General features: G+C 37.0%; 18 protein-coding genes and 1 pseudogene. 18 read left to right on the plus strand and 1 reads right to left on the minus strand.

What is annotated here, in order from left to right; genetic code table 11:
- Positions 1–10: 10 nt before the first annotated feature.
- Positions 11–1,351: a tyrosine-type recombinase/integrase gene (locus tag DX933_RS15285; protein WP_190279549.1), complete on the minus strand. Its 1,341-nt coding sequence runs from the start codon at positions 1,349–1,351 to the stop codon at positions 11–13.
- Between the two features lie 254 nt (positions 1,352–1,605).
- Between DX933_RS15285 and ligA the strand changes: the two are divergent.
- The 18 genes and pseudogenes from ligA to DX933_RS15370 form a co-directional block, all read left to right on the plus strand.
- Positions 1,606–3,195, plus strand: a pseudogene (gene ligA / locus DX933_RS15290) (NAD-dependent DNA ligase LigA); the annotation flags it as partial.
- A gap of 38 nt (positions 3,196–3,233) precedes the next feature.
- On the plus strand, positions 3,234–4,343 hold the full coding sequence (locus DX933_RS15295) for a CamS family sex pheromone protein (protein ID WP_123317313.1): 1,110 nt from the start codon (positions 3,234–3,236) through the stop codon (positions 4,341–4,343).
- A 140-nt stretch (positions 4,344–4,483) separates the two neighbouring features.
- Positions 4,484–6,034, plus strand: a complete 1,551-nt coding sequence (gene pruA, locus DX933_RS15300; RefSeq protein WP_123317314.1) for an L-glutamate gamma-semialdehyde dehydrogenase — start codon at positions 4,484–4,486, stop codon at positions 6,032–6,034.
- Positions 6,035–6,861: 827 nt separating this feature from the next.
- Positions 6,862–8,127: a helix-turn-helix domain-containing protein gene (locus tag DX933_RS15305; RefSeq protein ID WP_123317315.1), complete on the plus strand. Its 1,266-nt coding sequence runs from the start codon at positions 6,862–6,864 to the stop codon at positions 8,125–8,127.
- 13 nt (positions 8,128–8,140) lie between these two features.
- Positions 8,141–8,284 carry a hypothetical protein gene (locus DX933_RS18505; RefSeq protein ID WP_190279550.1) on the plus strand — a complete coding sequence of 48 codons (144 nt, stop codon included), beginning with the start codon at positions 8,141–8,143 and terminating at the stop codon, positions 8,282–8,284.
- Positions 8,285–8,541: 257 nt separating this feature from the next.
- Entirely contained in the window at positions 8,542–8,832 is a 291-nt protein-coding gene (gatC, locus tag DX933_RS15310) for an Asp-tRNA(Asn)/Glu-tRNA(Gln) amidotransferase subunit GatC (protein WP_123317316.1), read from the plus strand.
- A 12-nt stretch (positions 8,833–8,844) separates the two neighbouring features.
- Positions 8,845–10,314 (plus strand): Asp-tRNA(Asn)/Glu-tRNA(Gln) amidotransferase subunit GatA, encoded by a 1,470-nt coding sequence (gene gatA / locus DX933_RS15315; protein ID WP_123317317.1) that lies wholly within the window; start codon positions 8,845–8,847, stop codon positions 10,312–10,314.
- Complete coding sequence (gatB, locus tag DX933_RS15320) at positions 10,311–11,741, plus strand: Asp-tRNA(Asn)/Glu-tRNA(Gln) amidotransferase subunit GatB (RefSeq protein ID WP_123317318.1); 1,431 nt, start codon at positions 10,311–10,313, stop codon at positions 11,739–11,741. Before gatA ends, gatB begins: the two co-directional genes overlap by 4 nt.
- Positions 11,742–11,905: 164 nt before the next feature.
- A complete protein-coding gene (locus DX933_RS15325; protein WP_123317319.1) occupies positions 11,906–12,808 on the plus strand; it encodes a diacylglycerol kinase in 903 nt (300 codons plus the stop codon).
- Between the two features lie 95 nt (positions 12,809–12,903).
- Positions 12,904–14,280 (plus strand): 23S rRNA (uracil(1939)-C(5))-methyltransferase RlmD, encoded by a 1,377-nt coding sequence (rlmD, locus tag DX933_RS15330; protein ID WP_123317320.1) that lies wholly within the window; start codon positions 12,904–12,906, stop codon positions 14,278–14,280.
- Between the two features lie 294 nt (positions 14,281–14,574).
- A complete protein-coding gene (locus DX933_RS15335; RefSeq protein WP_123317321.1) occupies positions 14,575–15,159 on the plus strand; it encodes a restriction endonuclease subunit S in 585 nt (194 codons plus the stop codon).
- Positions 15,160–15,161: 2 nt separating this feature from the next.
- Positions 15,162–18,218, plus strand: a complete 3,057-nt coding sequence (locus DX933_RS15340; RefSeq protein ID WP_123317322.1) for a type I restriction endonuclease subunit R — start codon at positions 15,162–15,164, stop codon at positions 18,216–18,218.
- 2 nt (positions 18,219–18,220) lie between these two features.
- Complete coding sequence (locus DX933_RS15345; RefSeq protein ID WP_123317323.1) at positions 18,221–19,453, plus strand: restriction endonuclease subunit S; 1,233 nt, start codon at positions 18,221–18,223, stop codon at positions 19,451–19,453.
- A gap of 15 nt (positions 19,454–19,468) precedes the next feature.
- The gene (locus DX933_RS15350) at positions 19,469–21,091 is read left to right on the plus strand and encodes a type I restriction-modification system subunit M (protein WP_123317324.1); all 1,623 of its coding nucleotides are present in this window, start codon (positions 19,469–19,471) and stop codon (positions 21,089–21,091) included.
- Between the two features lie 117 nt (positions 21,092–21,208).
- Positions 21,209–21,907 (plus strand): hypothetical protein, encoded by a 699-nt coding sequence (locus tag DX933_RS15355; RefSeq protein WP_123317325.1) that lies wholly within the window; start codon positions 21,209–21,211, stop codon positions 21,905–21,907.
- 50 nt (positions 21,908–21,957) lie between these two features.
- Positions 21,958–23,856, plus strand: a complete 1,899-nt coding sequence (locus DX933_RS15360; protein ID WP_123317326.1) for an ImmA/IrrE family metallo-endopeptidase — start codon at positions 21,958–21,960, stop codon at positions 23,854–23,856.
- Between the two features lie 406 nt (positions 23,857–24,262).
- Positions 24,263–24,766 (plus strand): RNA polymerase sigma factor, encoded by a 504-nt coding sequence (locus DX933_RS15365; protein WP_123317327.1) that lies wholly within the window; start codon positions 24,263–24,265, stop codon positions 24,764–24,766.
- A 102-nt stretch (positions 24,767–24,868) separates the two neighbouring features.
- The gene (locus DX933_RS15370) at positions 24,869–25,072 is read left to right on the plus strand and encodes a hypothetical protein (protein WP_008357760.1); all 204 of its coding nucleotides are present in this window, start codon (positions 24,869–24,871) and stop codon (positions 25,070–25,072) included.

Below are 25,072 nucleotides of genomic sequence, written 5' to 3' on the forward strand. Positions count from 1 at the left end.
TTTATCACCTTTATATTGTTAGTTCGGGTATTAAATCGTATATGGATTTGACAAATTCAGTTCTCATTTCTACGACATCTTCATCGGTCGGGCGATAATAATGTTGAACAGAATTAATACTTCGATGTCTCAACAGCACTTTTAGATCATGTGCATCAACTTTTTTATGACGAATCATAAACATAGCGAATCCATGTCTAAAACGATGACTAAGATTAATTTCTCGGCGTCCCTTATCTACGTTTAATCCAGCCTTTTTAAATATTTCTCGTAAAGTTTTGCCCCATAGATTAGCACTTAAAGGCTTTCCTAAGCTGTTTATAAATAAATAAAAGTTTTCAGACTCATCCTGTGAATCTATAGCAGAATCAGCGATTGTAAATTGATTGTAGTTCTCTTGAAATTTAATCCCTTCACTTAGATGGTACTCATTTACATAATCATTAATCTTCTCTAATAATGTTTCATTAAGAAAAACAACCTGATATCCTAAGTCTTTTGTGGCATACGCCTTAGTTTTGTATTGTCTTTTTGTATTAACTTTTATACAGGCCTTAGCCAATTGATCAAATGAGTCTGTACAGCGGTTACGAAGATATAAATAAGCTCCTTTTTCGTTCTCAACAATATCTTCATTTGTCAGTCCGAGAACCTCGCCCAGTCTTAATCCGTTTTCAAACATTAATCTAACTATACATTCTTCTCTTAACGTATAATCATTTCTTATTACAGTAAGTATTTTTTTGAAATCCTCTATACTGATATATCTTGGAGTGCTTAATTCTGGTTTATAATCTTTGGCACTTATTTCATATTGCGTGATTTTGATGGGAACATCGGTTTCATGATTGGTAACAAGTTTATATTTATTGCTTTTTTTTAGAAATACTGACTCCTTATAACCCAAGTATGAAACAAAACTTCTAAAGATTGCGAGATAAGTATTGATAGTCGAATAAGAACGCAATGTAAACAACTCAAACTCATATAAAGTACCTTTTTTTGAGATACCTTGTAGAAACGCAATTAGGTTTTTTACGTCATTTTTTGAAAGGAATTCAAGTTTTAAGTTATATAATTTTAAATAGCTATAAAGAAGTTTCAGAGCAGTAGAAGCAACGTAACGATAATTTGGAGAACTATCGCCAATCTCCATGTTTATATAGTCAAATACATCGGAAATAGGTTTCATATCCATGTCATAAAGATATACATATTCAACCCCATCATATTTCACCTTAGCATTTCTAATGTGTACGTTTTCATTTGAAAGTACAGTTCCATCATTAGACAGAAATGTTTTGTTAAAATAGATACCTTCATTGGAATTTCTCTCAACAATTAGATACACGTTATTCCCTCTTTCAGAATTATTCCTATTCTTGGGAAAATGATAACATATTAATCTATTAAAATATACAATTTTCATTTTACTGATAAACTCATTAATTGGTTTCTTTTTGCAAAAACCTCGTTTTTTTAATTAAAATAGTGCATAATAAATTGTATAAGGTTGTATAAACTAAATAAATTATAAAAAATCACCAAAAACAGAGATGGTGTAAGGGTTCAATGGTAGTTGTACAAAAAACGTTTTACCTATAAGGAAGTACAGGAGAGGATATCACGAGTAATTTACGTACAATCCGCAGTATCCCATTATCTATTTCAGATCAGCGTACAATAGAGGTTCGCGGAGAGGCCTTCATGCCGCAGCGCTCTTTTCTTAAGCTAAATGAAGCACGTGCAGAAAACGAGCAGGAGTTATTTGCCAATCCTAGAAATGCGGCTGCAGGGTCGTTGCGCCAGCTTGATCCCAAAACAGCTGCCTCTCGTAATTTGGACATCTTTCTCTATGGTGTGGGGGAATGGGAAATTGAAGATATTCCTACCCATAGTGGACGTTTGAATTATATGAAACAACTCGGTTTAAAGGTGAATGGCGAATGGAAGAAATGTGATTCCATTGAAGCAGTATTGGAATATGTTCAATACTGGACAGCACATCGCCAGGAGCTTACCTATGATATTGATGGTATCGTGATTAAGGTGGATGATTTGGACCAGCAGGATGAACTAGGATTCACCGCCCGGAGTCCGCGCTGGGCAATTGCATATAAGTTTCCTGCAGAGGAAGTCTTAACAAAACTGGTAGATATTGAGCTAAGCATCGGCAGAACAGGAGTAATAACCCCAACCGCTGTTCTGACACCTGTCAAAGTAGCAGGCTCTACTGTACAGCGTGCAACATTGCATAATGAGGACTTGATTCGTGAAAAGGATATCCGTATAGGGGATACAGTCGTTATCCGCAAAGCAGGCGATATCATTCCGGAAGTTGTAAAAGTAATTGTTGAAAAACGGACTGGTGATGAAGAAGAATTTTTCATGCCTGAGACATGTCCTGCATGTGGTAAGGAATTGGTGCGATTAGACGGGGAAGTCGCTTTAAGATGCTTAAACCCTGACTGTCCTGCCCAACTGCAGGAAGGACTCATTCATTTTGTTTCTCGTAATGCTATGAATATTGATGGACTGGGGGAAAAAGTCATCGCCCAACTCTTTCGGGAAAAACTCATTCATACCATTGCAGATGTGTACCGGTTGGACCGGGAAGAATTATTGAATTTGGAACGGATGGGAGAGAAATCTGTTTCCAATCTGTTAACAGCAATCGAAGCATCCAAAGCGAATTCCTTGGAGCGTTTGCTGTTTGGACTAGGGATCCGATTTATTGGTGAAAAAGCTGCAAAAACTTTGGCACAAACATTTGGAACAATGGAAGCCATTCAGCATGCAACAGAAGAAGAACTCCTTGCAGTGGATGAAATTGGTGATAAGATGGCGGATGCCATTGTACAGTATTTCGCCCAGGAAAAAGTAGTTGATTTAATGGATGAGCTACGTGAATTAGGCGTTAATATGGAATATAAAGGTATTCGACCGAGCGAACAGCACACAGAATCGATATTTTCTGGGAAGACGGTTGTACTAACTGGTAAAATGGAAACCTACTCTCGAAAACAAGCCAAAGAAGCGATTGAAGCGCTTGGTGGTATAGTGACAGGCAGTGTAAGTAAAAAAACAGACCTGGTCATTGCCGGGGAAGCAGCTGGTTCGAAATATGATAAAGCAGTAGAACTTGGGATTGAGATATGGAATGAATCACAGCTGGAGGAAGCTTTAAATCAGTGAAGACGAAGAAATCTCCGCATATAAAGGAGTGGAATACAATGAAAAAAATAGGAATATTACTGCTCGGTACACTCCTCTTACTAACAAGCTGCGCACCAAGCTCGAAGGATGAAGAAGTGGTGAAGCAGGATGAACAAGCTGAGCAGGATAAATCGATTGTACCAAGCTATAAATTAGCAAAGGATAATTATCGGATGATATTACCATACCGTCCGAGTAAAGCAAGGGGAGCCATCACTAATCAAATAGCCAATCGGCTGGATATTGATGAGGTAGAAGAAGGATTAAGAAGACTCTCCAGTGCACATTTTGATCCAGAGAAATACTATTTTGAAGAGGGACAGTACTTATCACAGGACACGATATTTGAAATCATTGATGAGCTGAACCCCAAAATCAAAAAAGACCAGGATGAGAAGGTATATCGTAAAAACCCACGCTACCTATCACATGTGCTGGAGCAGAACTTTCTACGGAAAAAAGAGAATAATTCAGTTGAACTCGTTGGTGTATCTATCGCGCTAGCAATGAAATCTGTTTATCGCTTCCAGACCGAGACAGGTGGCCCGTATTACTATGAAAAAATTAGTAAGAAAGAAATGCTGGCAGAAGGCGAAAAAATGGCTGCGGAAATATTAAAACGAATTCGTAAGGTAGAAGGGTTGGAAAATGTTCCAATTATGATTGCATTATATCGTGAAGAGGAACAAGGCTCCCCAGTTCCAGGAAACTTTGTTGCGGAGACCATGGTTGAAAAAGGTAGCTCAAAAATAGGAAAATGGGACAGCATCAACGAAGAATATGTTCTTTTCCCATCTGATCACGCAAAGGATAAATATTTTGAAGATGCCCAGCTCGTTAATAGCTTTGGGGACGAAATCGCTGAATACTTCCCGAATTATGTCGGCGTTATTGGGGAAGGCTTTTATTATAATAAAGAGCTTAAAAAACTCACCTTGGAAATACCAATAGAATTTTATGGAAAAGGTGAAATTATCGGTTTTACCCAATATGCCTTCGGGCTGGTCAAGGAAATGTTTCCTGATTACTATGATTTAGAAATCAATATTGTATCCAGTGATAAAATGGAAAGCTTTATCTTTCGGGAGGCGGGACAAAAGGAGCCAACTGTGCATATTTTCCATTAATGGAGCTTGGATAATAAATGGGTCCGTTTAATTGAACGTTCTGTATAGATGCGGTAAAATGAGGGGTGGAGATATTCCACCTCTTTTCCTTTTGATAGGGAAAATGGGTAGTATTATTCAAATTGGGAGGTTGTTTTTTTATGGTAGTAGCATACAAACATGAACCTTTTACGGATTTTACAGTAGAAGAAAACAAACAAGCTATGCTGGATGCGCTTAAGAAAGTGGAAGCGGATCTTGGCAAGGAATACCCGCTAATTATTGGCGGTGAACGGATTACAACAGAAGATAAAATCGTATCTGTTAATCCAGCAAATAAAGATGAAATTATTGGATATGTATCCAAAGCGAATAAAGAACTTGCTGAAAAAGCAATGAAAACAGCAGAGGAAGCCTTTGAATCTTTCTGGAGAAAGTCTGATCCTGCTGTCCGCGCAGATATTTTATTCCGTTCTGCAGCGATTGTACGTAAGCGCAAGCATGAATTCTCTGCACTATTAATCAAAGAAGGCGGTAAGCCATGGAATGAGGCAGATGCGGATACTGCTGAAGCAATTGACTTTATGGAGTATTATGGTCGTCAAATGCTCAAATTGAAAAATGGTGTAGAAGTTGAAAGCCGTCCGATTGAGTTTAACCAATTCCATTACATTCCACTCGGTGTTGGTCTTGTTATTTCACCATGGAACTTCCTATTTGCTATTATGGCAGGTACAACAGTTGCAGCAATGGTAACTGGAAACACCGTACTATTGAAACCGGCAAGTGCAACACCTGTCATTGCTTATAAATTTATGGAAGTACTAGAAGAAGCTGGTATGCCTGCTGGTGTAGTTAACTACATTCCTGGACCTGGAAGCGAAGTAGGAGATTACTTGGTTGATCATCCACGTACTCGTTTTGTCAGCTTCACAGGTTCCCGTGAGGTTGGTACACGAATTTTCGAACGTGCAGGTGTCGTGCACGAAGGTCAAAAATGGTTGAAGCGCACCATCATTGAAATGGGTGGTAAGGATACGATTGTCGTAGATAAGGAAGCAGATTTAGAGCTTGCTGCACAATCCATTGTAAAATCAGCATTTGGCTTCTCCGGTCAAAAATGTTCTGCTTGCTCCCGTGCTGTAATTCATGCAGATGTGTATGATCAAGTAGAAAAACGTGTAATAGAATTAACAAAAGAAGTTTCCGCTGGTAATCCTGCAACAAATGAACATTTTACAGGTCCAGTGATTGACCAAGCAGCATATGATAAAATCATGAGCTATGTTGAAATTGGTAAAAATGAAGGCGAACTTCTCGTTGGTGGCGATAGCGATGACAGCAAAGGATGGTTCGTTAACCCAACTGTATTTGGTAATGTTGCGCCAGATGCTCGCATTATGCAGGAAGAAATCTTTGGCCCTGTTGTTGCACTAAGCAAAGCGAAAGATTTTGATGAAGCGATTGAGATTGCGAACAACACAGAATATGGATTGACTGGAGCGGTCATTACAAATAACCGCAGTCACCTGGAACAAGCACGTGAGGACTTCCATGTAGGAAACCTTTACTTTAACCGCGGTTGCACGGGTGCCATTGTTGGATATCAGCCATTTGGCGGCTTCAACATGTCCGGAACAGATTCCAAAGCAGGCGGACCAGATTATCTAATCCAGCATATGCAAGGAAAAACAACTTCAGAAATGTTTTAATCATATAATAAACCCTTCTTATTCAAAGAGGGGTTTATTTTTTTTCACGGATCAACAGCCAGTAAAGGCCTGATTGGTTCAACTAACAATCTGTGGGGGAAGTGCGAAAACCCCCACAGATTGAAGTTTCACTTTATCACAGATTAACTGGCTGTAAGCCCCCCACTACAAGAGTTTATGTTGATATCAAGAATGGTAAGAGGGGGATCAACAGCCAGTAAAGGCCTGATTGGTTCAACTAACAATCAGTGGGGAAAGTGCAAAAACCCCCACAGATTGAAGTTTCACTTTATCACAGATTAACTGGCTGTAAGCCCCCCACTACAAGAGTTTATGTTGATATCAAGAATGGTAAGAGGGGGATCAACAGCCAGTAAAGGCCTGATTGGTTCAACTAACAATCTGTGGGGGAAGTGCGAAAACCCCCACAGATTGAAGTTTCACTTTATGTCGAGAGGTTGGGAAAGTTAAGAATTACATCTATTTTTCAATTTTGTGCATATAGTAGTTAATAAGCAACCGATACTATCTCTATCATAATAGTACGGAATGCCTAATAGCATATTTTGGAGGTGATTGTCCTTCGACGTATGAGAAAAAGGAACTAGAAACCAATCATTATCATAAAAGTAATAAAATATAAAATAAAACCATTAAATGGTTATCCATCATGATATTTTAGGAAAGTAGGAAAGTTTTTCAGTGTTTAAATGGTAGTTTACCCCCTCAACTTTCCCAATATGAATTTATCAGAATATGTGTTATCTTATAATTAACAAATAAAAATAGAAGCAATTTTCATACTACAATGATTGGTGGGTATATCGATGGAAATTGGATCGTTTATTAAACTCCAACGTGTGAAGCAGGGAATGACCCAAGAAGAATTAGCATCTGGTATTGTTTCTATGTCTTATTTGTCAAAGATAGAGAATCAACGTACAGAAGCAAGCCCTGAGGTCATTAGTCTCTTATGCACGAGGCTAGGGGTAGAAGTCGATAACGAGATGGATCTTACCATTAAGGAAAAATGCGAAAGATGGTATGGACTACTATTTGAAGCAAATGACAAGCAAGAGGTTATTAATAGCTATAATGAAATAAATGAATTACTTGGTAGTGTCAGTTCAAATAGCCTTGTTCTTTTTGAAATCCATAGAATTCGATACTTCTTAATTTTAGGCGATTATGATCGTGCATTGGAACAAATTAATAATTTGAATGAGATCTCCAATTCCTTTGATAATTTGCATCAGTTTTACTGGTATAAATTTAAAGGAAATTACAGTTCACTAAATGGAGATTATAACCAAGCTTTAAAAATGTACGAATTAGCCCTGGAAAAATTGAATCAATTGGATTTAACAGAGGAGCAAGAAGCGGATTTATATTATACAATTGCCGTCACACATAGTAAGGTGCGCAACACATTAGAATCCATAGATTACGCAGATATGGCAATTGATATTTTCCGTAAAGAGTATAATTTTTTTAGATGTGCCCAATGTCATATTGTACACGGTATATCCTATCGCCGTTTGAATATGTTTGAAAAGGCGATCAAAAATTATAATCTAGCGAAGCATCTTGGGAAGCTGGATCATAACAAGCAAATTATTCAATTGGCGAATGTTAACTTAGGCTATTTGCATTCTGCTAAAGGAGATTCTCGAGGCGCTATTCATTATTACGTTGAAGTAGCGAATGATGAAGAAGTAGATTTGAATGCAAGAATTACTGCACTTACGTCTTTAATTAGAGAATACTTTTCAATAGGTGATTTTGAAAAGACTAGGGAAGTCATTGATAAGTGTTATGAGTTGTTAAAGGACTTTGAAAATAAGGAAGCCTTTAAGATGCATCACTATATTTTAAAAACGTATGGGCATGCAATTAACAAAGAGCATGAGAAGTTTGAATCCATTGTGATTGATGAATTCATACCGTATTTGCAAAGTAATAAAGAACATGCATTTCTTGTTGTATTTGCAAATATGCTAGGTGCACATTTTGAAGAGCTTGGCAGGTATAAGGATTCAGTTAAATATTATAAACTCGCAAATTTAACATACGAAAATTTAGTAAGTCTATAAAGGGGGGATATAAATGAAAAAGATTATCGCAAGTCTTGCTTTAGGTGGTGTATTAATGGCTGGTTTTTTGTTTGCTCAGGATAATCAATCGACTGAACTTGTATTTGGAGAGTTGGAGCCAAGCATTCTTTCAGTTAGCAACTCAGACCTTGTGTAATTACATAAGGATCTGAACAAAACTTTTTTACCCTATTACTATATGATAGATTGGCCTGAAATGGTGTGGAAACTATTTCAGGCATTTTTTTGTTTTCTTAGAGTGATTTCAATCAGAACAATACCTGGGTAAACTCTGAATAGTTGCCTGTACAGCCCTTTTTCTGCTATTATCAATAGTTGTAGAACCGTTTATTATTTGTAAAATAGACCATGATTATTGGAATAGGACTGCTGAATAAAATGGAGGTGTTCGCCTTGGCAGAGATTACGAAAGAAGAAGTAAAAAGAATTGCTGATTTAGCAAGAATTGGTATAACAGATGAAGAAACAGATATGTTCCAACAACATTTACAAGCTTTTTCCGACTTTGCAAACCAATTGGACGAGCTCGATACGACAGAAGTAGAACCGACATCATATGTACTTGATATGAAGAATGTTTTACGTAAGGACGAGCCAGCGCAATGGACGACACAGCAGGAAGTTTTGGAAAATGCACCGGATCAGCAAGATGGGCATTTTCGTGTACCATCTATATTGGAATAAGGAGGGAAAAGCATGTCATTTTTGAATAAATCCATCAAAGATTTGCAGGAGCAAGTACATACAGGCGCTTCAACCGTGGAGCAGACCGTTCAAGCATCCTATGAACGCATTCGGGAAGTGGATGAGCAACTGCAAGCCTTTTTAACGATAGACGAAGAACAAGCAAAAAACAAGGCGAGGGAGCTGGACCAAGCTGCCGATAAAAACGGTAAATTATTTGGCGTTCCTTACGGTATAAAAGATAATATTGTCACAAAAGACGTGCGGACGACATGTGGCAGCCAGTTCCTCAAAAACTTTAACAACCCTTTATATGATGCCACTGTTATCCAAAAATTGTCTGAAGCACAGGCAGTTTCTATTGGTAAACTGAATATGGATGAATTTGCGATGGGATCTTCCAACGAAAATTCCAGCTTTAGCCCGGTGCGTAATCCATGGAATACAGATCATGTACCAGGAGGTTCCAGTGGTGGATCTGCAGCAGCAGTAGCGGCTGGCGAGGTAGCATTTTCTTTAGGATCTGATACGGGTGGTTCCATTCGTCAACCTGCAGCATTTTGCGGTGTTGTAGGAATGAAGCCAACCTATGGCCGTGTATCTCGGTTCGGTTTAGTTGCATTCGCATCCTCCATGGATCAGATTGGACCGATTACGCGAACAGTTGAAGATAACGCGCGTGTATTGGAAGTCATTGCTGGTCAGGATCATCATGATGCATCCAGTGCACCTGTTGAGGTTCCAGCATATACCGCAGCACTACAGGGCGATGTTAAAGGCTTGAAAATCGCAGTACCAAAGGAATTCCTTGGTGAAGGTGTTCATCCGGAAGTGAAAGCATCCGTTCAAAAAGCGCTTGAAGTATATGAAAGTCTTGGAGCGACATGGGAAGAAGTTTCCATGCCGCATGCAGGCTATGCAATTCCAGCATATTACATCATTTCCTCTGGAGAGGCATCAGCGAATCTAGGGCGCTTTGATGGTGTTCGCTATGGCGAGCGTTCAAAGCAAGCGAAAAATATGATTGATATGTATTTTATGTCTAGAAGTGAAGGCTTCGGTGAGGAAGCAAAACGAAGAATTATGCTCGGAACTTATGTGCTAAGTGGTAAAAACCATGAAGAGTATTTTGTAAAAGCACAAAAGGTACGCACACTTATTAAACAGGATTTTGATCAGCTGTTAGAAAAATATGATGTGATTATTGGCCCTACAACACCAACAGCTGCATTTAAATTAGGTGAAAAGGTAAATGATCCATTAACGATGTATGCTGCTGATATGTTAACCATTCCCGTAAACCTAGCAGGAAATCCAGCTATTTCGATTCCATGTGGATTCTCTGAGCAAGGATTACCAATTGGTTTGCAGGTGATTGGTAAGCATTTTGATGAAGAAACCGTGTATCAGACGGCATATGCCTATGAACAAGCGACTGATCATCATAAGAAGCATCCTCAATTAGGAGGTGTTGGCGAATGAACTTCGAAACAATTATTGGGCTTGAGGTCCACGTTGAGCTAAAAACAAATACAAAGGTATTTAGTCCAAGTTTAAATGCATTCGGTTCAGAGCCAAACGCGAACGTTAATCCAATCGATTTGGCATACCCGGGAGTTATGCCGACATTGAATGAAGAAGCTGTAAACTTCGCCATGAAAGCAGCTATGGCATTGAATTGTGAAATAGCTACAGATAGTTTATTTGACCGTAAGCATTATTTTTATCCAGATAACCCGAAAGCATATCAAATTTCTCAGGACGAAAAACCAATCGGTCGTAATGGCTGGATTGATATTGAAGTAAATGGTGTTTCCAAACGTATTGGCGTCCATAGATTGCATCTGGAAGAAGATGCGGGTAAGCTGACCCATGGTGTTGACGGCCATTCCCTTGTCGACTTTAACCGTCAAGGTGCACCATTAATCGAAATCGTTTCCGAAGCAGACATGCGTTCACCGGATGAAGCATATGCTTATTTGGAAAAGCTAAAAAGTATTATTCAATATACTGGAGTTTCTGATGTGCGTATGGAGGAAGGCTCCCTACGTTGTGATGCAAACATTTCCTTGCGACCATATGGCCAGAAGGAATTTGGAACGAAAACAGAATTGAAGAACTTAAACTCCTTTGCCTTTGTAAGGGCAGGGATTGCTTATGAAGAGAAGCGCCAGCAGAAAGTATTGCTTTCTGGTGGAGAAATCCAACAGGAAACCCGTCGCTATGATGAAAAAACGAAGGAAACCATCCTGATGCGGATCAAAGGAAATGCAGACGATTATCGTTTCTTCTCTGATCCTGATATTTTGCCATTGTACATTGATGATGCGTGGAAGGAGCGGATTCGTCAGGAGATTCCTGAATTACCGGATGCCCGCAAAAAACGCTACATCGAAGCACTCGGTATGCCTGCTTATGATGCAGAAATTTTGACAAGCTCGAAAGAAATGGCAGATTTCTTTGAAGCAGCGATTGAAACAGGTGCAGATAAGAAGCAAGTATCAAACTGGATGATGGGTGATCTATCTGCCTATATGAACAAGCATTTGAAAGAGCTGCATGATTTAGCAATCACGCCGGAAGCACTTGCTAAAATGATTCAAATGATTGCGGATGGAACCATTTCCTCCAAAATTGCCAAAAAGGTATTTGCGGAACTAGTCGATAAGGGCGGCAATCCAGAAGTTATCGTTAAGGAAAAAGGATTGGTTCAAATTTCGGATGAAGGTCAGTTATTGGAAATTGTAACGAAGATTCTTGATGAAAACGAACAATCCATTATCGATTTTAAAAATGGAAAAGGTCGCGCACTTGGCTTCCTTGTAGGACAAGTGATGAAAGCAACAAAAGGACAGGCAAACCCACCACTCGTTAATAAATTACTTGCACAAGAATTGGACAAACGATAAATGGCTAGGGCTGCTGTCACGCACAGCAGCCCTTTCGCTTTATTCGCTTTTCAAATAAGCCGATAAGCGCTATGATAGGTAGCAAAGTGATTTATAAATATGAGATATTCAATCAAATAAATCGTAATGTATGCACTTATTTCTTTTGTATGGGAGGGGTCAGTATGAGAAAGGCCCGAATCATTTATAATCCAACCTCGGGAAGAGAAGCCTTTAAAAAAGAATTGCCAGCCGTATTAGAAAAGCTGGAACAAGCTGGATATGAAGCATCTACACACGCAACAACTGGTGAGGGAGATGCCATTGAAGCAGCAAAACAGGCAGTAGAACGCCGTTTTGATATTGTCATAGCTGCCGGTGGTGACGGTACAATAAATGAGGTTATTAACGGCATTGCTGAACAACCATTTCGTCCAAAGCTAGGTATTATTCCAACCGGAACGACGAATGATTTTGCCCGTGCGTTACATATCCCAAGAGATATAAAAAAAGCAGTAGAAATTATCGTTTCCGACCAAACGATGTTACTCGATATCGGTAAGGTTAATGAACATTATTTCATGAATATTGCCGGCGGTGGAAAGCTAACCGAGCTCACCTATGAGGTTCCAAGTAAGTTGAAGACGATGCTTGGACAGCTTGCTTATTATATGAAGGGGATTGAAATGCTTCCATCCTTACGCCCAATTCATACCAGAATTGAGTATGACGGCAATGTGGTAGACGAGGATATTATGCTGTTTCTCGTTTCCAATACGAACTCGGTCGGCGGCTTTGAGAAGCTTGCACCAGATGCTATTTTGAATGATGGATTATTCGATGTCCTCATTTTAAGAAAAACGAATCTGGCAGAATTTATCCGCATCGTTACCATGGCATTGCGTGGTGCCCATTTGGAGCATGATAACGTTATTTATACAAGAGCAAAGCATATTAAAGTGAATACAGAAGAGAAAATGCAGTTGAATATTGATGGCGAATTTGGTGGCATGCTGCCAGGTGAATTTTTAAATCTACAGCAGCATATTGAGTTCTTTGTGCCAGCTATTTTTCTGGAAGATTACTGAAGGTAGTCTTCCGTTTTTTTCGTATATCATGCATAGATTAATGAAAACATGGTAAGATGGAAACCATATGACTTGTAAGGAAAAGGAAGATAAAAATGGCAAAATTTTCAGCGCTAGTTAAAAAGAATGACATTATTACGATGAAATTTGAAGACCTGACACATGACGGAAATGGAGTGGCCAAACAGGATGGTTATCCGATTTTTGTCCCGTATGGATTGCCTGGTGAGCTTGCCCGGGTAAAAGTAGTTAAGGTCAATAAAAATTACGGCTTCGGTAAATTACTTGAAGTGCTGGAAAAGAGTCCAGAGCGTGTGACACCACCATGTGATGTGTTTTATCGTTGTGGCGGCTGTCAAATTCAGCATATGAGCTATGATCTACAGCTAAAAATGAAGCACGAACAAGTGAAAAATGTGATGCGGAAAATTGCAAAGCTTGATGAAGTACCTGTGCATCCCGTCCGAGGCATGGAAGACCCATGGCGCTATCGCAATAAAGTTGCGATACCAGTTGGAGAGAAGGATGGAGAACTCATCACTGGATTTTATCGAATGCGCAGTCACGACATCATTCCCGATATGGATGCCTGCATCGTTCAGGACGAAGTGAATGACCGCATGATTGAAGCCGTTCGCAGTATTGCTAATCGATTAGGAATTCGCGCATATGATGAAAAGAAGGATCGTGGTGTATTACGACATGTGATGGTTCGAACTGGTCATACGACTGGGGAAACGATGATTGTAATCATAACACGGACAGAAAAACTCCCACACCAAGCCGAATTAGTGCGCCAGCTGACGGAAACATATCCGCAGATCAAATCGATTATGCATAACATTAATCCGAAGCGAACAAATGTGATCATGGGAAGGAAAACCAAGCTACTTTACGGTGCAGCATATATATATGATTCAATAGGCGATATTCTATTTGCCATCTCCGCCAAATCGTTTTACCAGGTCAACCCAATCCAAACAGAAGTATTATACAGCCAAGCATTGGAATATGCCCAAATCGATAAAAATGATATTGTCATTGACGCATACTGTGGCATTGGCACCATATCTCTTTTCCTCGCCCAACGAGCAAAAAAGGTATACGGTGTAGAAATTGTGCCAGATGCTGTTGAAGATGCCAAGCAAAACGCCAAGCTAAATGGTATCACAAATACAGAATTCGTTGTCGGTGAGGCGGAAAAAGTCATGCCATGGTGGAAAGCACAAGGACTCAATCCCGACGTCATTGTCGTCGATCCTCCACGAAAAGGCTGTGACGAAGCGCTATTAAACGCCATGATCGGCATGCAACCAAAACGAATCGTCTACGTTTCCTGCAACCCATCCACATTGGCCAGAGACCTACGCATATTGGAAGACGGCGGCTATACAACGAAAGAAGTACAACCAGTGGACATGTTTCCTCAAAGTGTGCATGTGGAGTGCGTAGCATTGATGTCTAGGGAATAATTACATCGGCAATTGAAGTATTGATATATCAAGGTTTATAGGGTTTCACTAAGTTTATTCTAGTTGAATAAACAGGTGGAACCCTTTTTCTTATTGGCTAAAGATGTACTGAAAATTGGGGTTGAGTTGACAGATTAGATTTTAGGTAGGGGAGTTGACAGGAAAAATGAAAAAGGCAAAGTTTATTTGAAATATAAAAATATTACACAAAATAGTTGACACTAGCTTTGAAAAGTGATTTAATATGATATATATATATATTACAAAAAACATTAAGAGTTGGAGGTGAGATGCTTGAAGAAATGCAAATTGAAAGAATTTGTCACTTTTGTTCCAGGGATTAACCAATCGAGAGCGGCAACTCAATTTAAATCTAAGACGATAAAGTTTTACGATCAGGATTCCTTTAATCAAGATTATCATTATAAAGAAGTCAATATGGATGGAGATTTGCTTAATACTTCAAAATCAGATGATTTGTCTCTTGATAAAGGAAGTGTTGTCATAAGTAACTCGTTGAATCTTGCAACACTAGTTGGTGAATCTAATGTAAACAAAGTGTTATCACTGAATTTTACTAAGGTAGAATTTAACAAAAAAGAATTGGATAAAAGGTATTTTTTATATTTATTTAATGTGTCTAAGGAAATTCAAAGACAAAAGGAAAGGAAATTACAGGGAAGCGGTCCAATATTACGCATTCCGATTAAAACACTTGAAGACTTGGACATTCCTTTAATACCTTTGAAAGAACAAGAAAAAATCGGAAAGATTTATTCTGAAGTTTTAAAGCTTCAAGGAAAATTAAATAGATATTCAGACTTGGTCGAGAAAATGACACACTCAATACTTGAGGAAAGTGTAAGAGGGGGTAAGTAGAAATGAAAAGTATATCTGAATTAGAGTTCGAAAATGAAGTTATACGATATCTTACGAAAATTGGCGGAGTCAAACAATGGGAATATAAAGAAGATATTAAGACGACTGACCAACTATGGGATAATTTCAAAGTTATATTGGAGCAAAATAACCAGGCTAGATTAGATGAGCCATTATCTAGTTCAGAGTTTAATCAAGTGAAGAAAATTATATCGGAAATAGAAACACCTTATCAGGCTGGTCAATTTTTATATGGTGTGAATGGTGTTTCAGAAATTGAAATTGATTTAGATAATGGAAAACACGTATTTTTGACTGTGTTTGACCAAGCTCAAGTTGGTGGTGGAAATACAGTTTATCAAATTGTAAACCAAATTAGTCGACCTAAAGTGGTTGATGGGAAGCCTAATAGAAGATTTGATATAACAATGTTGATTAACGGACTGCCAATTATTCAAATTGAAGTAAAGAAAGCACTACATAGTGCTTCAGAATCTTTAAATCAAATGGAGCAGTATATTGCTGAGAAGCAGTATAGTGGTATCTTTTCTACCTTACAAATACTAATCGGAATGACGCCGCATGATATTCGGTATATGGCGAACACGACACTACAAAGCTTTAATCGAGCCTTTGCTTTTAACTGGCAAAACGAAGAAGATGCTAGGCCGGTCCGTTCTTGGAAGACTTTTGCTGATAAGGTGCTCTCTATTCCAATGGCTCATGAAATGGCAACACGCTATATGATTTTAGATGGAACGAAAAACAAAGAAAGTATTAAAGTGATGCGTCCATACCAAGTGTATGCGACTAAAAGTGTTTTAGATAAAGTTAGAAAGTATGACTTTAAATATGATGAAGGGAAAATCGGATATATTTGGCATACAACAGGTTCAGGGAAAACGATTACAAGTTTTAAAACTGCTTGGTTGGCTAGTCGATTGCCAAATATCGATAAAGTTGTGTTTTTAGTTGATCGAATCGCACTTACTAATCAGACAGCCGATGCTTATAAAGCATATGATCCTATCGCTGGTTTTGGAAGTAAATCAGGAATAGTAAGTGAAACAGCAAATATTTCTGATTTACACAATAAACTAACGAAGAAAAGTGAAAACAGTATCATTGTAACAAGTATACAGAAGATGTCGAGATATGTAGCACGTGATAGCTTTAAAAAATTAGATGATAATATTTTGTTTATTGTAGATGAAGCGCATCGGTCGACTGGGGATGGGACAGAAAATGAAGGGATGCTTGAAAGAATACGTGGAGCATTACCAACATCTGCATGGGTAGGTTATACTGGAACACCAAAGTTTCCTGAAACACAAGAAATATTCGGTGAGTTGCTACATGCCTATACGATTAAAGAAGCCATTGCAGATAGAAACGTCTTAGGGTTTAATGTCGAGTTTAAAGAAACGATTGAAGCGCCAGAGAATCCTACGGAAGAAGATATAGATGATCGTATTCGTGGTAGTGTTTATGATACAAGTCCAGAACATGTCGAATTAGTTGTAGCAGATATTCTTGAAAACTGGGACAAACGTTCAAATGAAAGAAAATACAATGCACTCTTTACGGTTCATGTTGGGGGAAATAAACCGAGTACACCACGAGCGATGGAGTATTTTGATAAATTTAATGAAGAAAATATGAAGCTGCCAATAGAAAAGCGCATCAAAGTGGCCGTGACTTTTTCAGCAGACACATCAAATAGTCCAAATCAATTAAGAACTAATGAAAATCTACACCGAGCGATGAATATGTATAATGCGATGTTTAAAACTGCTTTTGATATGACTTCTGTAAAAGCTTACCAAGAAGACGTAGCAAGAAGGTTAAATAAAACAGCTGATGACGGGAATTACTTAGATTTAGTCATTGTTGTAGAACAATTTTTAACAGGATTTGATGCACCTGAAATGAATACATTATACGTAGATCGAACACTTAAAGGTGGAAATTTAATTCAAGCGTATTCTCGAACAAATCGAATGCATAATCATGTCGATAAGCCATGGGGAAATGTAGTGAATTACCGTTGGCCTGAGCAAAATGAATATGAAATGAACCAGGCCTTTGCAGTATATTCTAATCGTGCTTCAGCAAATGAACAACTCTCTTTAGATGAATTAAAAGATGGTAACGAGGAATCTGGTATTTTATCAAAACCATTTAGTGCAGTTGAAAATAATTTAAAAGAAGTTATTAGTAAACTGTCTGATTTAACAGATGAATTTAATCACTTACCACCAAGTGAGCGAGAACAAGATGAAACTTTTGAACAGTTGAAGGAGTACAATCGTTTATTAAGTCAGCTGAAACAATATACGAAAGACGATGATGGGAACTCTGTATCTGCTTACGATGATCCAGAAGATTTTTATAATCGTATCGGAATTACAAAGGAAGAAGAAGTCATTTTAACTACTGTTATTGCAGGTGAACTAAAAGAAATACGTGCTAGAAATGAGGGTATTGATATTTCTCAGGTGAATCTTTCGATGGTTCACATCCATGATGTAACAATTAATTATGATTATTTAATTGACTTAATTGCTAAAATGGCGGATGAAGTTCATGAGAATGACTATGAAAAGGCTGACAAAACAAGAAGTGAGATTGATCTTGAAATTGCAAAGTCTGAAAATGAAAATGAAAAATCAAAAGTTCGAAATTTTGTATCCAAAATTTATACAAAGAACTTTGAATTTGATCAGTATCCAGCGCCGAGAAATGTAGAAAAAATGAATGAAGCAATGGATAGGTCACAGAATGAATCTAATATATTGCTTGTGACGAATTTTATTCGAACATGGGGATTAGACAACAGTGTAAAGCCAAAGGATATTATCCATCTTATTGATAAACATAGATTGGGAGAAGAAGATATGGATAAGCAGGGTGAGTTAACTGCGATAATGAATGACGCAAGAGCAGATTATCATGAAATTGCAGCAGAAGAAATTGCGAAATTATCCTGGGTTCGTTACCGTATTGAATTCCGTAAAGCCTTTTATCAAATGGCAGACGAAGTGAAGAAGGGAGAATAAAGATGCAAAAACAAAAAAGTAAATCACCAGAAATAAGATTCAAGGAATATACAGACGCTTGGGAACAGCGTAGGTTCGTTGAGTTGTTAGATGAGGTAGATGGAATTCGACGAGGTCCTTTTGGAAGTGCGTTAAAAAAAGAATTATTTGTTGCTGAGAGTAATTATGTTGTATATGAACAGCAAAATGCAATATATGATAAATGGGAAACAAGATATAACATTACAAAGGAAAAGTTTGAGGAGCTTCATAAATTTAAATTGCTAGAAGATGATTTTATTTTGAGCGGAGCGGGTACTATTGGAAGAATTGCAAAAGTACCAAAAGGTATAAAACAAGGGGTATTTAACCAAGCATTGATTCGTTTAAGAATAAATAAAGATGAAGTGGATTCAAATTATTTTCTGGAATGGATTCGATCGGATAAAATGCAAAGGAAATTTACTGGTGCTAATCCAGGTTCAGCTATCACTAACTTGGTTCCGATGTCAGAGGTTAAAAAATGGGAAGTAATGATTCCAACTAAAAAAGAACAATACGAACTTGGAGTATTTTTTTCAAATCTCGACAACCTAATCATCCTTCATCAGCGTAAGCTGGAGATTCTGCAAAATAATAAAAAAAGTTTAGTGCAAAAAATGTTTCCAAAAAAAGGTCAGGAAATACCAGAGGTTCGTTTTCCTGGATTTACGGGCGCTTGGGAACAGCGTAAGTTTGGGGAGTTGCTCGAAGAATTTAATATTAAGTCAAAAAGTGAAGATGAATATACTGTTCTATCAAGTACAAATTCTGGGATGGAAGTTAGGGATGGCCGGGTCTCGGGGGCATCCAACCTAGGATATAAAATTATTGAAGATGGTGATTTGGTACTTTCGCCACAGAATCTCTGGCTTGGAAATATTAACGTCAATGATATAGGGAAGGGACTTGTGTCACCTAGTTATAGGACATTCAAATTTGTAGATTTGGATAAACAATTTATTGAACCGCAACTTAGAATTCCAAGAATGTTAGAAGAATACAAGAATTCATCTACACAAGGGGCTAGTGTTGTACGTCGAAACCTTGAAATGGAGTCATTTTACCAAATTCCCATAAGAGTACCCAATTGTGAGGAACAAAAAATAATTGGTTTCTTTTTCAAACAATTAGACAACACTATCACCCTTCATCAGTGTAAGTTGGAGACTTTAAAGGAATACAAGAAAACGATGTTACAAAAAATGTTTATATAAAGGAGTAGAAGTGTAATGGCAAATGCAAAAGAAATAACTTCAAGACTATGGGAAATGGCGAATCAGCTGCGAGGAACGATGGATGCGAGTGAATATAAAAACTATATTTTACCATTTATGTTCTATCGTTATTTGTCAGAAAATCAAGAGGAATATTTAACAGAAAATCAATTAGAAGATTTTTATGAAGTAGAAGATGCCGAAGAAATGGAAGACTATTTAGAAGAAATTAGCCGCGGAATCGGTTATGCAATTGAATCAGAATATACGTGGGATAATATCGTATCTAAAATTGAAAATCATCAGATCATTGCTAGTGATTTTCAAGATATGTTTGAGGCTTTTAATAGAAATGCGAAACGAAATGCTAGCGCAGAAGCAGACTTTGCAAATGTTTTTTCTGATGTCAATTTAGGTGATACGCGTCTTGGAACAAGTACAAACGAGCGTGCAAAAGCGCTTAATGATATCGTGCTTATGGTAAATGAATTCACCTTCAAGGATGATCAAGGGCGAGATATTTTAGGGGATGTGTACGAATATTTAATTGGACAGTTTGCTGCAACTGCTGGTAAAAAGGGTGGTGAGTTTTATACGCCTCATGAGGTAAGTAAAGTTTTGGCGAAAATTGTTACAAGTGATGTAACAAATACAGATGAACAGTTCCGACTATATGACCCTACGATGGGTTCAGGTTCATTGCTTTTAACCGTTCAAAATGAACTACCACACGGTGATCAAGAAGGAAGTGTGGAGTTCTATGGTCAAGAAAGGAATACCACAACTTACAACTTAGCACGTATGAACTTAATGATGCATGGTGTTAACTATCGTAATATGGAACTTAGATGTGCCGATACTTTAGATGCCGACTGGCCGTTTGATGAGAGAAATGGTACGCAAATACCAGTGAAATTTGACGCAGTAGTAGCTAATCCTCCATATTCACAAAGATGGGACATTAAAACAATCAATCGAGAAAAAGATTCACGCTTTACAGGCTATGGTGTGGCGCCAGCATCTAAAGCAGATTACGCTTTTGTCTTGCACAGTTTGTACCATTTAGATAGTAAAGGAACAATGGCTATTGTTCTCCCGCATGGGGTATTATTCCGTGGAGGTGCTGAAGGAAGAATACGTAAAAACTTAATAGACAACAATTTATTAGATACAGTTATTGGTTTACCAGCGAACTTATTTTATGGGACGAGTATCCCAACTAGTATATTAGTATTCAAAGGGCGAGAAGCAAGAAAGACAAAGGATATATTATTCATCGATGCTTCCTCAGAATTTGAAAAAGCTAGAAATAAAAATAAGCTTTCCGATGAGCATATAAATAAAATCATTGAAACATATGAAAAGCGTGAAACAATTGATAAATATTCATATGTTGCAAGTTTAGATGAAATAAAAGAAGAAAATGAATACAACTTAAATATTCCTCGTTATGTAGATACGTTTGAGGAAGAAGAAGTCATTCCACTACCAGACTTAGCAAATGATTTAGTTGCAGTTTCAAATGAAATTAAAGAATCAGAAAATGCTTTATTTGAATTAATAACGGAGTTAGATGGAACTACGGATGAAGCGAAAGATGAACTAAGTAAATTTATCGATCTGTTGGGTAAAAATTAGGTCAAGATGGCAGTCATTTAATGATTATTAGGTGACTGCCAAATAAAAAGTTATCATATCTGTGTTGAACTTCTTCTTTTAATATTGATAAAACCAATAACTTAAGAGGTGACTAATTTGAAGGTTGAAGAGTTGATTAATATTATTAAAAGTGTATCTCCAGAGAAAGCAATTGATCTATCTGAAGGATTGGAATTATTAAAAGGAACTGTTGAAGATTTAATGGACGATATAAATGTTCAAGTTAATGCAGCTTATTCTAAGAGAGATTTCAGTGAGTTAAAACATTTTACCGATTTAGGTGAAGGTGTTAACGCTTATGAAAAGAAAATTGAGCAATTAATAAATTTCTTAGAGGTTGAATCCGAAGAAGAACTAGAAGTGACAGAAAAAGCTCCTTATGAGTTAAATTACTCCGATTATTTAGTGGATGAAAAAATGGAACATAGTTTATACGAGGATTTTACACATAAACGTCCTTATGGGTTTAGATTGGGAGAACAAAAGATTGTTGAGGCATCTACCTGGCAAGGGATATTGATAAAAACTATTGAAGTCCTTATGGCGATTGATGAAGAGAAATTTAGGGAATTTGAGCATGATCCAACAATGAACGGTAGAAAACGTCCATACTTTTCTACAAAAAAGTCGATGATGAGAAAGCCAAAGTTAATCAATGAAAAAATTTATGTTGAAACAAATATTAATGCAAACAGTGTAAGAAATCTATTGGTGAAACTTTTAAAGAAATATGGTTATAAAACGAATGATTTCAAGATATATCTCCGGGCAGATTATACGGACAGACACAACTAAAAGTTTCCCGAGGTAATTAAAAACATTAATTATAGCAAGGAGACTTGTCTATGGGGAAATTGCACTCATTTAAATACGTTATTCATGATTTGTATTACGATGAACTGTTTAATAAGTTGGCAAGTTTTGTTGAAGGAGATCCGTCCAGATTAGAGTCTGAATCAAATCTTGTTCTAGAACCTGATGAAGCAGAGTTAATAGACTTTGAAGTGAAATGGATAAATCTAACTGGATCTCCAGATAATTATATATTTTTTGATGTGATTGTTGAAAGCCAAGTCTTAATTGCTGAGACAATAAAGCGTGAGAAGGAAATTGATGATATTACTCAGTGGTTTAGGATTTCTTGTAGAGCTATTTTAGAAAATGGTTTACATGAATTCTCTGTAACAGATATAGCTGTATATATAAAGGAAAAACAAAACGGACATCATCAATTATCAGAGTATTTAGTTCCTATTATCAGTAAAAATCAGTTAGATGAAATTGCTGAAGGGTTCCTTAAAAAATACTATCCTAAAGCACTAACAGTCCCAATGAAGGTTCCACCAAAAAAGATTGCTGAAATTATGGGATTAAAAATTGTACAAGTTCACATCACCAAGACAGGTATAATATTTGGTCAAATTTATTTTTCAAATGCGATTACCAAAATATATGATATGAGAGCGGATACGTATAAAAAAGTAAAAGTAAAAAGAGGAACAATTCTTATAGATCCTGATGTCTTTTTTATGCGAAATGTAGGTTCTTTAAACAATACAATCATTCACGAATGTGTACATTGGGAATTGCATAAAAAATTTTTTGAGCTTGAAAGTTTATACAATCCGGAAGCGCGAGGGATTAGTTGTCAAGTTATCGAAGGCGCGAAACCGGAGAGTAATAGGACGCCACTAGATTGGATGGAGTGGCAAGCAAATGCACTTGCTCCAAGAATCCTAATGCCTAAGAGTACTACAAAACAAAAAATTGAAGAATTTATTATAAAGCATAAGGAATCACAAAAGACAAGTCATTCACTATATGAAGTTGTTATTAATGAATTGGCTGAATTTTTTGGTGTTTCTAAGGTAGCAGCGAAAATCAGAATGATTGATCTTGGTTATAAACAGGCAATGGGGATATTTAATTATATCGATGAAAAGTATGTTCCTAGTCATTCGTTTGATGAAGAAGCATTAAAAAATAATCAAACATTCTCTATAAGCGCTCATGATTTATTGTTCGAATATGCTGTAAGACCAAAGTTACGAGAAATGATTGATTCAGGAAATTTTTTATATGTCGATTCACATGTTTGTATTAATGATCCCAAATATATTGAATATGATATAAACGGATATGTGAAATTGACGAATTATGCTAGAAATCACATAGATGAGTGTTGCTTGATTTTTGATATAAAGGTTAAGGTAAACAATCAATATGGTTTTAAAAGCTATAAAAAATCAGTACTCTTCCGAAATGTAGCTTCAGATCGTTTCGTAGAAGTTTCATTTTCTGAATCTTCCCATAACATGGGTGCTGAAGAAAAAGCTAAAGAAATAAAAAAAATGAGCGATAAAGCAAATAAGATAGCGACAATCCAACGCCAATTACCGTTTACATTTGGCGAAAGCGTTGTTTCGCACATGGAACGTTTGGATTTTACTGTTGAAAAATTAGCGGAAGCTGCAGATATAAGTGATAAAACTGTTCAGCGTATTAGGAATGAAATAAACTACCGTCCAAAATTTGGAACAATAATAGCTATCTGTGTAGGGTTAAAATTACCTCCTCCACTTAGTGAAGATTTAATAAGGAAATCTGGAAATATATACATTCCTGGTAATCAAAAACATATTCTTTATCAAATGATTATTAACGGAATGTACCATTGTCCAATTGAAGTTTGTAACGAATTGATGATCGGTAGTAATTTCAATAAACTATCAAAAGAAGATTAAAATTTTAGCCCACCGGACTTGCAATGTCCGATGAAAGAAAGCAATAAAAAAAGCGTCTTACGAAGTAGTATTCAAATATTACTTCGTAAGACGCTTTTTTATGTTTATTTTAAGTGAAAAACGGACACTGCATGTCCGGGTCAAGCGCATTTAACTCTCCTATACTGGAATTATCTAATAGATAACTAGCTTTCATCTATTAAATAAAATATCAAATGCCTGATTTGCAATAAGGGCAAAGGATACATATTGAAGTACGCAATCCACACTAGGATTGTAGTGTCTCAATATTAGTACCCTTACCTTGTTGCGCACTTTTTTAAGTAAAGGTCAGGTTACTAAAGGACAAGCTCTTCATTGTTTGCATCCTTTGCCCTCCGCAAATTGGCGGAGAGGATGCCAAACAATGACAAAAAAGTACAAAACAAGCCAAAAGAACAGAGAATCTTATATTTACTATTCAGGAAGTAAAAAGATAGCAACCATCGTACCAGGAGAAAATGGTGTAACAGAGGTTGATATTGAATATTTACATTCTGAAGATGATCAGGAAGTGGACGAAGGTCGCCGCTATGATTACCGAATTGCTTGTAATTTAGAATCTTATGTAGATGAAAACGGAGATTCAAAAGCTGAACATAACAAACATTTAGCAGATTGGGATGCAGATCCGTTTAATGAAATTTTGGAAATGGAGAACTATGAAGAGAAGCAAAAGTTAATCGAACAATTGCACAAAGCAATGGGTCGGTTAACAGATAAACAATTTAGAACCATACAAAAGAAATTTTATGAACAAAAAACAAACGTTGAGATTGCAGCCGAAGAAGATGTGACTGAAGCGGCTATCAGAAATCGTTTAAATAAAATATACAGAAGATTAGAAAAACTGATAAGAAAGGGCTCTTAATTGAGCCTTTTAAATTTTATTTTAAAAAAGGGGTTCGAAAGGGCATGATTTTTCGCTTACTAGTAAGGGACGAAATAAAACCCTTAGAAAGGAGTGTTTCAGATGAGTCTAAAACACAAGGTAATCATCAATGTTAAAGATGAAAATGGTGAGAAAACAAGAGTAGTTGAAGGTAAACGTAAAACTGTACGTAGCCGAATGCTAGATTTATTGTTTGGTAAAAAAGTAAATCTGCTTGTTATCACACCTGGCGACTCAGTAGAAACTGTTGAAATAAAAGAAACTCGGAAAGGCGGTGAAGCTTAA

It is taken from the genome of Ornithinibacillus gellani, from assembly GCF_003730295.1.
In the GTDB taxonomy this organism is placed as follows: Bacteria; Bacillota; Bacilli; order Bacillales; family Amphibacillaceae; genus Ornithinibacillus_A; species Ornithinibacillus_A gellani.

Bases quoted from the DNA above. Each gene is read 5' to 3' on its own strand.
- DX933_RS15370 (WP_008357760.1), top strand. From the start codon at position 24,869: ATGAGTCTAAAACACAAGGTAATCATCAATGTTAAAGATGAAAATGGT.
- DX933_RS15340 (WP_123317322.1), top strand. From the start codon at position 15,162: ATGAAAAGTATATCTGAATTAGAGTTCGAAAATGAAGTTATACGATAT.
- DX933_RS15305 (WP_123317315.1), top strand. From the start codon at position 6,862: ATGGAAATTGGATCGTTTATTAAACTCCAACGTGTGAAGCAGGGAATG.
- DX933_RS15295 (WP_123317313.1), top strand. From the start codon at position 3,234: ATGAAAAAAATAGGAATATTACTGCTCGGTACACTCCTCTTACTAACA.
- rlmD (WP_123317320.1), top strand. From the start codon at position 12,904: ATGGCAAAATTTTCAGCGCTAGTTAAAAAGAATGACATTATTACGATG.
- DX933_RS18505 (WP_190279550.1), top strand. From the start codon at position 8,141: ATGAAAAAGATTATCGCAAGTCTTGCTTTAGGTGGTGTATTAATGGCT.
- DX933_RS15325 (WP_123317319.1), top strand. From the start codon at position 11,906: ATGAGAAAGGCCCGAATCATTTATAATCCAACCTCGGGAAGAGAAGCC.
- pruA (WP_123317314.1), top strand. From the start codon at position 4,484: ATGGTAGTAGCATACAAACATGAACCTTTTACGGATTTTACAGTAGAA.
- DX933_RS15345 (WP_123317323.1), top strand. From the start codon at position 18,221: ATGCAAAAACAAAAAAGTAAATCACCAGAAATAAGATTCAAGGAATAT.
- DX933_RS15360 (WP_123317326.1), top strand. From the start codon at position 21,958: ATGGGGAAATTGCACTCATTTAAATACGTTATTCATGATTTGTATTAC.
- gatA (WP_123317317.1), top strand. From the start codon at position 8,845: ATGTCATTTTTGAATAAATCCATCAAAGATTTGCAGGAGCAAGTACAT.
- DX933_RS15365 (WP_123317327.1), top strand. From the start codon at position 24,263: ATGACAAAAAAGTACAAAACAAGCCAAAAGAACAGAGAATCTTATATT.
- gatB (WP_123317318.1), top strand. From the start codon at position 10,311: ATGAACTTCGAAACAATTATTGGGCTTGAGGTCCACGTTGAGCTAAAA.
- DX933_RS15350 (WP_123317324.1), top strand. From the start codon at position 19,469: ATGGCAAATGCAAAAGAAATAACTTCAAGACTATGGGAAATGGCGAAT.